14 protein-coding genes are annotated in these 12,888 nt (G+C 74.7%); 3 read left to right on the top strand and 11 right to left on the bottom strand.

What is annotated here, in order from left to right:
- Positions 1 to 236: 236 nt before the first annotated feature.
- Positions 237 to 800, top strand: coding sequence for a hypothetical protein (locus LN037_RS03565; RefSeq protein WP_230749881.1), 564 nt, complete (start codon positions 237 to 239; stop codon positions 798 to 800).
- On the opposite strand, the gene purQ is transcribed toward LN037_RS03565, so the two are convergent.
- Positions 784 to 1,464, bottom strand: coding sequence for a phosphoribosylformylglycinamidine synthase subunit PurQ (gene purQ / locus LN037_RS03570; RefSeq protein ID WP_230749883.1), 681 nt, complete (start codon positions 1,462 to 1,464; stop codon positions 784 to 786). The two genes, LN037_RS03565 and purQ, sit on opposite strands and share 17 nt — an antisense overlap.
- Complete coding sequence (gene purS, locus LN037_RS03575) at positions 1,461 to 1,706, bottom strand: phosphoribosylformylglycinamidine synthase subunit PurS (protein WP_230749885.1); 246 nt, start codon at positions 1,704 to 1,706, stop codon at positions 1,461 to 1,463. Before purS ends, purQ begins: the two co-directional genes overlap by 4 nt.
- A 51-nt stretch (positions 1,707 to 1,757) precedes the next feature.
- On the opposite strand from purS, the gene LN037_RS03580 reads away from it, so the two are divergent.
- Complete coding sequence (locus LN037_RS03580) at positions 1,758 to 2,417, top strand: MBL fold metallo-hydrolase (protein WP_230749887.1); 660 nt, start codon at positions 1,758 to 1,760, stop codon at positions 2,415 to 2,417.
- On the opposite strand, the gene LN037_RS03585 is transcribed toward LN037_RS03580, so the two are convergent.
- The 4 genes from LN037_RS03585 to purB form a co-directional block, all read right to left on the bottom strand.
- Positions 2,414 to 3,364, bottom strand: a complete 951-nt coding sequence (locus LN037_RS03585) for an alpha/beta hydrolase (protein ID WP_230749889.1) — start codon at positions 3,362 to 3,364, stop codon at positions 2,414 to 2,416. The genes LN037_RS03580 and LN037_RS03585 overlap by 4 nt on opposite strands.
- A gap of 90 nt (positions 3,365 to 3,454) precedes the next feature.
- On the bottom strand, positions 3,455 to 4,153 hold the full coding sequence (locus LN037_RS03590; RefSeq protein WP_230749891.1) for a DUF2334 domain-containing protein: 699 nt from the start codon (positions 4,151 to 4,153) through the stop codon (positions 3,455 to 3,457).
- 55 nt (positions 4,154 to 4,208) lie between these two features.
- Positions 4,209 to 5,108 carry a phosphoribosylaminoimidazolesuccinocarboxamide synthase gene (locus LN037_RS03595; protein WP_230749893.1) on the bottom strand — a complete coding sequence of 300 codons (900 nt, stop codon included), beginning with the start codon at positions 5,106 to 5,108 and terminating at the stop codon, positions 4,209 to 4,211.
- A gap of 11 nt (positions 5,109 to 5,119) precedes the next feature.
- Positions 5,120 to 6,571 (bottom strand): adenylosuccinate lyase, encoded by a 1,452-nt coding sequence (gene purB / locus LN037_RS03600; RefSeq protein WP_230749895.1) that lies wholly within the window; start codon positions 6,569 to 6,571, stop codon positions 5,120 to 5,122.
- Between purB and LN037_RS03605 the strand changes: the two genes are divergently transcribed.
- Positions 6,572 to 7,603: a threonine aldolase family protein gene (locus LN037_RS03605; protein ID WP_230749897.1), complete on the top strand. Its 1,032-nt coding sequence runs from the start codon at positions 6,572 to 6,574 to the stop codon at positions 7,601 to 7,603.
- Here the strand turns inward: LN037_RS03605 and LN037_RS03610 are convergent, their stop codons facing one another.
- The 5 genes from LN037_RS03610 to purD all read right to left on the bottom strand — a co-directional run bounded on the left by LN037_RS03610 (position 7,604) and on the right by purD (position 12,873).
- On the bottom strand, positions 7,604 to 8,407 hold the full coding sequence (locus LN037_RS03610) for a potassium channel family protein (protein WP_230749899.1): 804 nt from the start codon (positions 8,405 to 8,407) through the stop codon (positions 7,604 to 7,606).
- Positions 8,408 to 8,483: 76 nt separating this feature from the next.
- The gene (locus LN037_RS03615; protein ID WP_230750396.1) at positions 8,484 to 9,650 is read right to left on the bottom strand and encodes a pyridoxal phosphate-dependent aminotransferase; all 1,167 of its coding nucleotides are present in this window, start codon (positions 9,648 to 9,650) and stop codon (positions 8,484 to 8,486) included.
- A gap of 15 nt (positions 9,651 to 9,665) precedes the next feature.
- Positions 9,666 to 11,132, bottom strand: coding sequence for a transglycosylase SLT domain-containing protein (locus tag LN037_RS03620; protein ID WP_230749900.1), 1,467 nt, complete (start codon positions 11,130 to 11,132; stop codon positions 9,666 to 9,668).
- Positions 11,133 to 11,138: 6 nt separating this feature from the next.
- Positions 11,139 to 11,480 (bottom strand): hypothetical protein, encoded by a 342-nt coding sequence (locus LN037_RS03625; protein ID WP_230749902.1) that lies wholly within the window; start codon positions 11,478 to 11,480, stop codon positions 11,139 to 11,141.
- Between the two features lie 133 nt (positions 11,481 to 11,613).
- Positions 11,614 to 12,873, bottom strand: a complete 1,260-nt coding sequence (purD, locus tag LN037_RS03630) for a phosphoribosylamine--glycine ligase (RefSeq protein WP_230749904.1) — start codon at positions 12,871 to 12,873, stop codon at positions 11,614 to 11,616.
- Positions 12,874 to 12,888 lie beyond the last annotated feature (15 nt).

Here is a 12,888-nt window from a genome sequence, read left to right on the forward strand (position 1 = left end):
GCGAGCGTGGCGGTGCCCACTGGTCCGGTGAAGGAAACACGCCGAACGACTGATGGAAGATCAAAGACTGTTCGACCCGTCACTCGTCGTGCGTCACCGACCGCACATCTCGGTCGCTCCGCGTGTCCGTCGTTCGGGTGGCCGCTCACGGCCCGACTACGACGTCTCGGCGAGTTCGCCGCGTGGCGTGTCGCGCAATTCCCGTGACTGTCGGACCCCCCGTCCATGATGTGCCCATGACCGCAGCATCCGTGAGTGCTTCCGCACAGCGGGCCGCCGCCGTGCGTGCGCAGTGGGTCGCGCCGGTGTCCACGGACACCCTCGCACCGGCCGCGCCCGTACCCGCCACCGCGGTGGCGGACGCCCCGCGCACCGACCCGCTCTCCGCCCTGTCGCTGGTGCTGGACCGTGAACTCGTCGCGGTCCGCCGGCACCGGCTCGACGTGGAGGGACGCGTCCCCGCCGGGGTCGCCCGGTACGTCGACCCGTCGCAGGGCATGCTCGAGTTCGTCTTCGAGGGCGCCGAGGGCGAGCACACCGTCCTGGCCGTCGCGCCCGGCTCGCGGGGCGACACCGTGGTGCCCGTCCTCCCCGCGCCCTTCGACACCGACGAGGGGATGCCGGTGGGCCGGCTCGCCCCGTTCGACGAGGTCGTCGGCGACGCGCTCGAGGACGTCGACCGCGTGGTCTCTCACGTCGAGCGTCCGGACGAGATGCGGGGCCTGGTCCTGCACCTCGGCGGCCGGATGCTGATGGTCTACGCCGACCTGTGGGAGCTCCGGGTCACGCTGCTGCCGTGAGGCGGCCGAGGACCGAGGTGAACAGGCCGAGCCCGTCGACGCCGGGGCCCGTCAGCGGGTCGATGGCGTGCTCGGGGTGGGGCATGAGTCCCACGACGCGACCGTCGGTGGAGCAGATGCCGGCGATGTCGCGCAGCGCGCCGTTCGGGGCGGGCTCCGCGTAGCGGAACACGACCCGGCCCTCCCCCTCCAGCCGGTCGAGCGTCGCCTCGTCGGCGACGAACCGCCCCTCGCCCGACTTGAGCGGCACGGTGATGGCCGCGCCCGGCTCGAAGCCGGCCGTCCAGGCGGTGTCCGCGTTCTCCACCCGCAGGCGGATCTCGCGGCAGATGAAGCGCAGGCCCGTGTTGCGCACGAGCGCGCCGGGGAGCAGACCCGCCTCGCAGAGGATCTGGAAACCGTTGCAGATGCCCAGCACCGGCATGCCGCGGCGGGCCGCCTCGACCACCGGGCCCATCACGGGTGACTGCGCGGCGATGGCGCCGGCCCGCAGGTAGTCGCCGTAGGAGAAGCCGCCGGGCACGACGACCGCGTCCACCGACTGCAGGTCCGTGTCCCGGTGCCACAGCCCGACCGCCTCGGCGCCCGCGTAGCGCACCGCCCGCGCGGCGTCGACGTCGTCGAGGGTGCCGGGGAAGGTGATGACCCCGATGCGCGCACTCACGGCTGCGTGTTCTCCCGTCGCACGACCCACTCCTCCATCACCGGGTTCGCCAGCAGCGACTCGGCGATGCGCTCCAGCTCGGCGTCGTCCACCGAGTCGTCCACCTCGAGCACGAAGTGCTTGCCCTGACGGACGTCGGCGACCCCCGACACCCCGAGGCGGCCCATCGCGCGGGCCACGGCCTGGCCCTGGGGGTCGAGGATCTCGGCTTTCGGCAGGACGTCGACGATCACTCGTGCCACCCCGTCAGGGTAGCGGGTTGCTCGCGGCGGCCCCGGGGGAAGTCCGCTGTCGTGACCGCCACCGAACTCGTCCACCTCGGGCACGCCTGCGTCGTCGTCGACACCGGATCCGCGCGGGTCCTGCTCGATCCCGGGGTCTTCTCGGAGGGCTGGCAGACGCTCGAGGGGCTCGACGCGATCCTCGTCACCCATCAGCACGTCGATCACCTCGACGTGGAGAAGCTCCCCGCGCTGCTCGCGCAGAACCCGGACGCCGAGCTGATCGTCGACAACGGCACCGCGGACGTGCTGCGCGAGCGCGGCATCGACCACACCCGCCGCGAGCCCGGCGAGACCTTCACGGTCGCGGGCACGTCGATCGAGGTCGTCGGGGCGGAGCGGGGCGAGCACGCCGTGATCCACCCGGACATCCCCGTGATCCCGAACAACGGGTACGTGCTGCGGGCCGAGGGCGGCACGGTGCTGCACCCCGGCGACGCCTACGTGCCCGCCCCGGACGGCGTGGACGTGCTGCTCCTGCCGACCGGGGCGCCGTGGCTCAAGGTGGCGGACGCCGTGGACTACCTGCGCGCGGTCGCCCCGCCGGTCGCGGTGCCCATCCACGAGGCCGTGCTCGCGAACCCCGACCTGCACTACGGCCTGTTCGACCAGCTCTCCCCGTCGGCGACCGACGTGCGCGTCCTCGCCCGCGGGGTGGCCGCGAGCTTCTAGACCGACCGCAGGGCGCGCACCCGGGCCGCCATCGCCCGCTGCGACACGGCGGCCCGCGGGGCGAACACCTCGAAGGCGTGCGGGACGCCGGGGTGGAGCTGCAGCTCCACGCCGACGCCCGCCCGGGCAAGACGCGCGGCGTAGTCGACGTCCTCGTTGCGGAAGATGTCGAGCTGCCCGACGTCGATGAACGCCGGCGGCAGGCCGCCGAGGTCGGTCGCGCGGGAGGGCGCCGCGTAGGCCGGGACGTCCGGGCCGCCCGCGGCGGCGCCGAGCAGGCAGCCCCACCCGGTGATGTTGTCGTCGGTGGACCACATCGCGTACGGCTCGATCTCCGGGTCGGGCGTCGTGGTCCGGTCGTCGAGCATCGGGTAGACGAGGATCTGCGCCGCGAGGGCGGGCGCGCCGCGGTCGCGGGCCATGAGAGCGACGCCGGCCGCCATCCCGCCGCCGGCGGAGTCGCCCATGATCGCGATCCGCGCCGGGTCGACGCCCAGCTCGTCGGCGTGCTGGGCCGCCCAGACGAGCGCGGCGTACACGTCCTCGACCGAGGTCGGGTACGGGTGCTCGGGCGCGAAGCGGAAGTCGACCGAGAGCAGCGGCACCCCGGAGAGATGGGTGTACGCGCGGCAGACGGGGTCGTGCGTGTCGATCGAGCACAGGAACATGCCGCCGCCGTGGACGTACACGGCGAGCGAGCCGGGCTGGTCGCCCGCACGGCGGTAGAGCCGCATCCCGATGGGCGTGCCGTCGGCCGCGGGCGCCTCGAGCTCGGTGACGGTGACGTCCTCCGGGGGCTCCCACGCGCCGGTGTAGGCGCCGAGGAGTTCGTCGACCGCGGCCCGGCGGGTCTGCCAGTCACCGACGGGCGGGGGTGTCTGGTTGGCCGCCGCGGCTGCGATCGGGGCCATCGCGGCCGCCACCTCGGGGTCCATCTCGATCGTCACGCCGTGAAGTGGACCACAGCGGGTGAGCGGGGCGCATGTGAGCACCTTCCGTGGCGCGAGCCACGGGAAGTGCTCACACGGCGAAGCCACCTAGGCGGTCGTCGACCACAGCTCGGGGTCGACCGAGCCGTCCGCCGGACGACGGGTCCGGCGACGCCCGACGGCGTCGACGGCCGACACGGGCAGGGCGCCGTCGGCCAGGGCCGCGTCGACCGCGTCGAGCAGCGGCTGCGCCGTCCGGCCCCCGGCGTCGACGGTGAGGTGGAGCAGCTCCGCAGCCACGGCCGGACGCCGGGTGCGGGCCAGCCGCGACCGCCACCCCGCCGCTGCGGGGCGGCCGGGCTCGACGACGGGACCGGCGAGACCTGCCGTCGGGAGGCCCGGGCGGTGGACCCCGGTGTCGTCCACGAGCAGGTCGAGGCCGGCCTCGGCGAGGGCCACCCGGGTCCCGGCCGACACGGTCCAGCCCGGCGCGGCGAAGCCGTCCACCGGCAGACCCAGCGCCTCGGCGGACCGCGCGGCCCCGGCCAGGCGCAGCCGCGCCTCGAGGACGGGCAGGCGACGGTAGGGGCGGGCGTCGTCGTGCACCGAGCGGAAGCCGTGCAGCAGGACGGCGTCCCCGGCCCGGCGCCGCGCGGCGGCGAACGTGGCCACCTCGGGGTGCGGGCGGGGCCCGACCAGCAGCGTCAGCGGGACCCGGCGGGCGTCGAGGGCGTCGCAGAGGGCGACGGCCGCGGCGAGCGGGGCACCGGGCGCGAGGCCGGTGACGGAGACCAGGAGTCGCTGCACCCCACCATCAAGCCCGACCGACGTGCCGAGCAGGTGAACGCGGTGTGCCGGTCGCTCAAAGAGCCGGGGGCCACTGCTGGCCGGTGATCCGGGTGTACGCCTCGACGTACCGGTCGCGGGTGGCCTCGACGACCTTCTCCGGCAGCGGCGGCGGCTCCTCGCCGGAGTGGCGGTCCCAGCCGGACTCCGGCGAGGTCAGCCAGTCGCGCACGTACTGCTTGTCGAACGACGCCTGCGGGTGTCCGGGCTCGTAGGCGTCGGCCGGCCAGAACCGCGACGAGTCGGGGGTGAGCACCTCGTCGCCGAGGACGAGGGCGCCGGAGGAGTCGCGCCCGAACTCCAGCTTCGTGTCGGCGAGGATGATCCCGCGGCTCGCCGCGTACGCCGAGCCGCGCGCGTAGACCGCGAGCGTGGCGTCCCGCAGCGCGCCCGCGAGGTCGGCCCCGACCTGCTCGGCCACGTACTCGAAGCTGACGTTCTCGTCGTGCTCGCCCACCTCGGCCTTCGTCGCCGGGGTGAAGATCGGCGTCGGGAGCATCGAGGCCTCGGTCAGCCCGTCCGGCAGCGGCACGCCGCACACCGCGCCGGTGGCCCGGTAGTCGACCGTGCCGGAGCCCGCGAGGTAGCCGCGGGCCACGCACTCCACGGGCACCATCTCGAGGCGACGCACGAGCAGCGCCCGGCCCCGGACCTCGTCGGGAATCCGCTCGTCGCGGGCGGCGACGAGGTGGTGGGCGACCGGCGGGGCGGCGGCGTCGGCCCCGCCGAGCAGGCCGAACCAGAACACCGAGAGCGCCGTGAGGACGCGCCCCTTGTCCGGGATCGGGGTGGACAGCACGTGGTCGTAGGCGGAGATCCGGTCGGACGCGACGAGCAGCAACGTCTCGTCGTCGACCGCGTAGAGGTCACGCACCTTCCCGGACGCGAGGTGCGTGTAGTCCGCCAGGGTCACCACGGCCGGAGACGCTAGAGGATGCTGCCCGGCGCGTACGCCGCCGCCTCGGGGAACTTCGCGACGATGCCGCCGACCTGCTCCGCGATCGCCGCGACCTGGGCGCCGGCCGCGCCGACGAAGGCGGACGGGTCGGCCACGGCCGTCTCGAGGTCGGCGAGGGACACCCCGAGCCGGGAGTCGGCCGCGAGCCGCGGCAGCAGGTCGTTGCCCTCGATGCCGCGCTCGCGCATGTCCAGGGCGACCGCACGGGCGTGCTCCCCGACGATCTCGTGCCCGGTCTCGCGGCCGACGCCGGCCCGGACGGCCGCCATGAGCACCGCCGTCGTCGCGAGGAAGGGCAGGTAGCGGTCCAGCTCGCGGGCGATGACCGCCGGGTAGGCGCCGAACTCGTCGAGCACCGTCAGGAAGGTCTCCAGCAGGCCGTCGATCGCGAAGAAGGCGTCGGGCAGGGCGACCCGGCGGACCACCGAGTCGGAGACGTCACCCTCGTTCCACTGGTGGCCCGCGAGCTCGGCGACCATCGAGGCGTTGCCGCGCAGCACGATCGCGAAGCCGTTGATGCGCTCGCAGGACCGGGTGTTCATCTTGTGCGGCATCGCGCTCGAGCCCACCTGGCCCGCCTGGAAGCCCTCGGTGACGAGCTCCTGCCCGGCCATCAGCCGGATCGTCGTCGCGAACGACGACGGACCGGCCGCGAGCTGGACGAGCGCGGAGAGCACGTCGTGGTCGAGCGAGCGGGGGTAGACCTGGCCGACGCTCGTCAGGACCTCGGAGAACCCGAGGTGGCGGGCGACGCGCTGCTCGAGATCCGCCAGCTTCGTGGCGTCGCCGTCGAGGAGCCCGAGCATGTCCTGCGCGGTGCCGACCGGGCCCTTGATCCCGCGCAGCGGGTAGCGCTCGATCAGCTCGGTGACCCGCCGGTACGCGACGAGGGTCTCGTCGGCGGCCGAGGCGAACCGCTTGCCCAGCGTGGTGGCCTGCGCGGCGACGTTGTGGCTGCGCCCGGCCATGACCGTGTCCGAGTACTCGGTGGCCCGGCGGGCGAGCCGCGCGAGCACCGCGACCGTCTTGTCGGCCACCAGCCGCAGCGAGTCCCGGATCTGGAGCTGCTCGACGTTCTCCGTGAGGTCCCGGCTCGTCATGCCCTTGTGCACGTGCTGGTGGCCGGCGAGGTCGTCGAACTCCTCGATGCGGGCCTTCACGTCGTGGCGGGTCGTACGCTCGCGGGCGGCGATCGAGTCGAGGTCGACCGAGTCCAGGACCCGGCGGTAGTCGTCGAGCACGCCCTCGGGCACGTCGATCCCGAGGTCGCGCTGGGCGGTCAGCACCGCCAGCCACAGCTCCCGCTCGAGGACGACCTTGCGCTCGGGCGACCACAGGTCGCGCAGGGCGGGCGAGGCGTAGCGGGCGGCGAGCACGTTCGGGATCGCACTCGGGGCGAGCGAAGCGACGGGGGATGACACATGATTGAGGATAGATACGTGCTCGACCTGCGCTCCGACACCGTGACCAAGCCGTCCCCCGCGATGCGGGAGGCGATGGCGGGCGCCGACGTCGGCGACGACGTGCTCGACGGCGACCCCACCCTCGCCGCGCTGCAGTCCCGGGTGGCGTCGACCCTGGGTGTCGAGGCGGCGCTGTGGACGCCCACGGGCTGCATGGCGAACACCATCGCGCTGATGTGGCACCTCGAGCGCGGGGACCGCTTCCTCGCGCCGGTCGGCGCGCACGTCCTCGAGGCGGAGCTCGGCACCTCGGCCTGGCTGGCCGGCGGGCTGCCGTCGCCGCTGCCCTGGTCGTCCGGGCCCGGCCGGCCGAGCCCCGAGGACGTCGTCACGACGGCGGGTCACGCGGGTCCGTACTTCGGCCTGCGGTCGCGGCTGCTGTGCCTGGAGAACACCCACAACGCGGCGGGCGGGGCGGTGACCCCGGTCGGGGAGCACGTCGCGCTCGTGGAGGCCGCGCGCTCGGTCGGACTGCGGATCCACCTCGACGGGGCACGGCTCTGGCACGCGGCCGTCGCGCTCGACGTGGCGCCGTCGACGCTGGTCGAGGGCGTCGACACGGTCAGCGTGTGCCTGTCGAAGGGCCTCGGCGCGCCCATGGGGTCGGTCGTCGGCGGGTCGGCGGAGTTCGTGTCGGCGGCCTGGCGGTTGCGCAAGATGCTCGGCGGCGGCATCCGGCAGGGCGGTGTGGTCGGGGCGGCCGGGCTCGTCGCGCTGGACCAGCTGGACGCGCTGCGCGCCGACCACGAGCACGCCGCCCGCCTCGCGGACGGCCTGCGCGAGCAGGGCTGGCCGGTGTCGACACCCGACACCAACATCGTCCTCGTGACGACGGCCGAGCCCGGACCCGTCGTCGGGACGCTGGCGGAGGCGGGCGTGGCGGCGGTGCCGTTCGGGCCCGGCGTGCGGTTCGTGACCCACCGGGACGTCTCGGCCGACGACGTCGCGACGGTGCTCGAACGGACCGCGGCGCTGCCGGTCCCGGCCTGATCACTCCGAGGGTGTGGCGTTCCGGGCGTCCAGTGCCAGCAGTGACGCTTTGCTTGCACCGGAGGTGCCCTCGAGCGCGTCCAACCGGGACCGGAGGGCCCGGATCTCGGCGAGCAGCAGTTCCGTCTCGCTGGGCTCGTCCGGGTGCAGGGCCTCGGCCACGTCCCGCGCCCCGATCTGCTCGAGGAACCAGGTCGCGATGGCTGCGGTGACCGTGCCGAGGATCGCGATGCCGCCCAGCATGAGCCCGGCCGCGACGAGGCGGCCCTCGGTGGTGACGGGGTAGCGGTCGCCGTAGCCGACGGTCGTGATCGTGGTGAGCACCCACCAGGCGGCCTCGCCGAAGCCGGTGATCGAGGCGTCCGGGGCGTCGCGCTCGGCCTCGTACACCGCGAGGGCGGCCACGAACCCGACGAGCGACGTCGACACCGTCAGGTAGGCCGCGACCCGGCCACGGAAGTCGTCGCGCAGCACGCGGGCCAGCGAGGTCACCACGGTCACCAGCCGCAGCAGGCGCAGGAAGCGGAAGAACGGCGCCACGACGACGAGCAGGTCGAACGGGTGGTGGGCGACGAACCGCCACTTGCGCCGCGCGAGCACGAGGCGGCCGCCGAAGTCGACGACGAACAGGCCCCAGATCAACCAGAGCACGACGTCGAGCGCGAACCACTCCGGGTCGGGGCCGCGAAACGCCAGGACCTGCACCGCGTAGACGGCGAGGTAGGTCAGCCCGACCACCGTCAGGGGCAGGTCGGTACGGCGCTCCCAGGCCTCGACGCGCGGCTCGTCGGACTCCTCCGGCATCGGCGCAGCGTAGTCAGCGCGGGACCGCCGTGACCACGACTCCGACCGGGGAACGACCCGCCGTCGGGAACGGGCCCTACAGCGTGGGGATCCAGCGGCCGAGGCGGTCGAGGGCCTCGCGGACGTCGTCGGTGGCGCCGGCGAAGGAGAACCGGATCCAGGTGTGTCCGTCGACGGGGTCGAAGTCGACGCCCGGGGCCACCGCGACACCGGTCTCGGCGAGGATGCGCTGCCCGAAGGCGAGGGTGTCGTCGGTGAGGTGCCCGATGTCGGCATAGACGTAGAAGGCGCCGTCGGCGGGGGCGAGGCGGGTGATCCCGATCTGCGGCAGGCCCTCGAGCAGCAGTTGGCGGTTGATGGCGTAGCGGTCGACGTGGGCGTCGGCCTCGGCGTAGGCGGCCTCGGTGAAGGCGTGCAGGGCGGCCATCTGGGCGGGGACCGGGGCGCAGACGGTGAAGTTGCCGGAAATGACGTCGACGGCGCGGCGCAGCCGCTCGGGCACGAGCAGCCAGCCCAGGCGCCAGCCGGTCATCGACCAGTACTTCGAGAAGCTGGTGACGACGACCGCCTCGTGGCTGGTGCTCCACGCCGACGCCGTCGCGGGGCCGGTCTCGTACTCGATGCCGTGGTAGATCTCGTCGCTGATCAGCTGGGTGCCGTGCTCGTCGCACCAGCGGGCGAGGGCGGCGAGCTCGTCGGGCTCGATCACCGAGCCGGTGGGGTTGGCGGGGCTGGCGACGATCAGCCCGGCCGGGGGCTCGGGCAGCTCCTCGAGCATCGCGACGCTGGGTTGGAAGCGGGTCTCGGGGCCGGCGGGCAGTTCGACGACGTCGCAGCCCAGGCTGGCGAGGATGTTGCGGTAGCAGGGGTAGCCGGGGCGGGCGAGGACGACCGTGTCGCCGGCGTCGAACGCGGCCATGAAGCTGAGCAGGAAGCCGCCGGAGCCGCCGGTGGTGACGACGACGTCGTCGGCGGTGACGTGCTCGTCGCCGTAGCGGTTCCGGTGGTGCGCGGCGATCGCCTCGCGCAGCTCGGTGACCCCCAACGAGCCCGAGTAGCCGAGCACCTGGGTGGCGAGCGCGTCGGTCGCGGCCTGGCGGACGTCGACCGGCGCGGGCGTCGAGGGCTGCCCGGCGGAGAGGTTGACCAGGTCACCGTGGGTGCGGGCCCGGATCGCGGCCGCCGCCCAGACGTCCATGACGTGGAACGGCGGGACCTGGGCCCGGGTGGAGGGGCGGCGCATCGTCGTCACGCATCATCAGTACCCGACGTACGAGTCGCCGCGGGCCACCGCCTCCACGCCCGGGACCTCGCTGACCGATCCGTAGCGCCGGATGGCGTACCGGACGGCGGCGATGATGTTGTCGACCGGATCGGTGATGTCGTCGTGGCCCGGCAGCTTGTTCGCCTCGAAGGTCGGGCCGATCGTCTGCATGAGGCCCTTCGACGGGGTGCCCTTCGCGGCGTTCGAGTCCCAGTTGTTCACCGCGTCCGGGTCGCCGCCGGACTCGTGCTCGATGATCGTCGCGATGTCGTCGGCCTTCATCTTGTCCGGGTCGGCCCCGTTCTCGGCCAGGATCGCGGTCGCCTGCCGGATCCAGTCCTGCACGCCGCCCTTCCCGGACGACGGGTCGGTGCCGGTCGCGCCGTCCGGGTCGGCCTGGTCGTCGGCCTGGTCGTCGGCCTGGTCGGCCTGGTCCTCGGCCTCGTCGTCGGCCTCGTCGTCGGCCTGGTCGTCGGCCTGGTCGTCGGCCTGGTCGTCGGCCTGGTCGGCCTTGTCCTCGGCCGGGTCTGCCTTGTCGTCGGCCTGGTCCGCCTCGCCGCGGCCGGCATCGTCGTCGCTCACGTCTGCACCGTTCGCGTCACCGCTGCTCCCAACGCCGTCGCCGTCGCCGTCGGTGTTGCCGTCGTCGGCGTTGCCGGCGTCCGCGTCGCTCGCGTCGGCGCCGGTGTCGTACCGACCCACGTTGCCGGGGTCGGCCGCATCCGCGCGGGAGCCGCGGTCGCTACCGCCGTCGCTGCCGGAGCTGTCCGCAGAACCGGTGCCGTCGTCACCGGTCCCACGACCCGACCCGCCCGACCCGCCGTCGGGAATGCGAGCCTCCCGGACCGGCTCGTCGGCGCCGATGACGGCGCCCTGCCGGTCGGTCCAACGGGAGGTCGCACCGGATGCGGACATGACGCCGCCGTCGGGCGAGCGGAGGCGGGAGAAGCCGGTGAAGCCGTCGGCGAGGTCGCGGAGGCGGCGGGCGCAGTCGGCGACCTCCTCCTCGGCGCGGTCGAGGGCTGCCTGCGCGCGGGCCGTCGGGGTCGCGACGGCGGTGCGGACCTGCTCGGGACGGGCGCGGGCGAGGTCGAGCGCGTCGGACACGTGCCCGGCGACCTCCTCGCGCAGCGCGGCGAGGGTGCGGCCGAGCCCGGCGAGCTCGCCCTGGATGCGACGGGCGGTGTCCCCGGTGCCCGTCCCCGCGCGGGCGAAGTCCGCGGCGTAGCGGGCGAAGGCGTCGGCGCCCGGCCCCTGCCAGGCGCGGCCGACGCCCTCGCCGCGGTCGGCGACCGCGCGGGCCGAGGTGTCCATCCCGTCGGCCACCGAGGCGTAGCGGCGGGCGAGGTCGGCGAGCGCCCCGGTGTCGACCCGCTCGACGCGCGCCGCGACCGCCCGGAGCTCCTCGGTGCCGGGGGTGGCGTCCAGCGCCCCCACCACGTCGTATCCCCAGCCGGCCACCGCGCCCTACCCGAGCGAGGCGAAGCCCCGTGCGCCCGAGGCGAAGGGGCGGGCGCCCAGCGACGAGGCGGTGCCGGTGTCGGCGGACTGCATGGCGCGCAGCGTCGCGTCGAGGGCGCGGTCGGTCTCGTCGAGCCGGGCGCCGCCCGCGGTCAGCTCGGTCTCGAGGGCCGCGCGGCAGTCGGCCAGCGCCCCGGCCAGCAGCGCCGCGGAGTCCAGCCCGACGACCCCGGCCGACTGCCCCGCCGGCCCCAGCAGGTCCGCGAGCGCGGGGACGCGGCGGGCGTGCGCGGCCACCTCGGCGCGTGCCTGCTCGATCGCGGCGGTGCCGTAGACGACGTCGGGCATGCGCAGCAGCGTAGGTCCGCCCCGCACCACGTGGTGGCGGTTCCGGGGATCCCGGAGGACCCGGTCCCGACAATGCGGCGTCCCTGCCACTGGATGACAGCAACGACGCTTTCCTGCCACAGAGGGGGAGGGATCAGGGCGCCGCGACCCGGCCCTCGACGGCCGCGAGCCCGATGTCGGTCCGCCAGTGCGCGCCCGGGAGCTTGATGCCGTCGATCCGCCGGTAGGCGTCGGCGCGGGCGTCCTCCAGCGACTCCCCGGTGCCCACGACGGACAGGACCCGCCCGCCCGACGACACCACGGCCCCGTCGTCCCGACGGCGGGTCCCGGCGTGCAGCACCCCGTCGCCGTCGGCGCCGGTGATCACCTCGCCCGTGCGCACCGCGCCCGGGTAGCCCTCGGCCGCGACCACCACCGTCACCGCCGAGCCGTCCGCCCAGGTCGGGGCGGGCTCCTCGCCCAGCCGACCGGTCGCCGTCGCGAGCAGCAACGACGACAGCGACGACCGCAGCAGCGCCAGCACCGCCTGGGTCTCCGGGTCACCGAAGCGGCAGTTGAACTCCACCACCTGCGGGCCCGACGAGGTCAGCGCCAGCCCCGCGTACAGCAGCCCGGAGAACGGTGTCCCGCGGCGGGCCATCTCCTGCGCGACGGGCCGCACGATTGTCGTCACCACGTCCCGCACCAGCCCGGACGGCGCCCACGGCAGCGGGGCGTAGGCGCCCATCCCGCCGGTGTTCGGCCCGACGTCGCCGTCGCCGAGCCGCTTCGAGTCCTGCGCCGGGACGAGCGGCACCACGTCGGTGCCGTCGACGCAACAGAACAGCGACACCTCGGGACCGTCGAGGTAGGACTCCAGCAGCACCGGGTGGCCCGCCTCGAGCACCGTCATGGCGTGCGCGCGGGCGTCGTCGTAGTCGACGGTGACGAGCACGCCCTTGCCCGCCGCGAGCCCGTCGTCCTTGACCACCCACGGCGGCTCGAAGCGCGCCAGCGCCGCGTCCAGCCGCGCCGGGGTGTCGACGACCTCGGACGACGCGGTCGGCACGTGCGCCGCGGTCATCACGTCCTTGGCGAACGCCTTCGACCCCTCGATCCGCGCCGCGGCCGCGGACGGCCCGAAGCACGGGATGCCCGCCTCGCGCAGCGCGTCGCCGACGCCGGCCACCAACGGTGCCTCGGGACCGATCACGACGAGGTCGGCGCGCCAGCGCCGCGCCAGGTCCACCACGGCCGTTCCCGACGACGGGTCGGCCAGGCCGGGGTGCTCGGCCACGGCTGCCGTGCCGGCGTTGCCGGGGGCGGCGGCGAGCGCGGTCACCGCGGGGTCGGCCGCCAGGGCGAGCAGCAGGGCGTGTTCGCGGGCGCCGGACCCGATGACCAGGACTCGCACGGCCCGGACCCTACG

Origin of the sequence: Actinomycetospora soli (assembly GCF_021026295.1) — a bacterium.
Taxonomy (GTDB): Bacteria; Actinomycetota; Actinomycetes; order Mycobacteriales; family Pseudonocardiaceae; genus Actinomycetospora; species Actinomycetospora soli.

Excerpts from the sequence above, each read along its gene's own strand:
- LN037_RS03565 (WP_230749881.1), top strand. The coding sequence starts at position 237 with ATGACCGCAGCATCCGTGAGTGCTTCCGCACAGCGGGCCGCCGCCGTG.
- LN037_RS03605 (WP_230749897.1), top strand. The coding sequence starts at position 6,572 with ATGATTGAGGATAGATACGTGCTCGACCTGCGCTCCGACACCGTGACC.
- LN037_RS03610 (WP_230749899.1), bottom strand. The coding sequence starts at position 8,407 with ATGCCGGAGGAGTCCGACGAGCCGCGCGTCGAGGCCTGGGAGCGCCGT.
- LN037_RS03615 (WP_230750396.1), bottom strand. The coding sequence starts at position 9,650 with ATGCGCCGCCCCTCCACCCGGGCCCAGGTCCCGCCGTTCCACGTCATG.
- LN037_RS03625 (WP_230749902.1), bottom strand. The coding sequence starts at position 11,480 with ATGCCCGACGTCGTCTACGGCACCGCCGCGATCGAGCAGGCACGCGCC.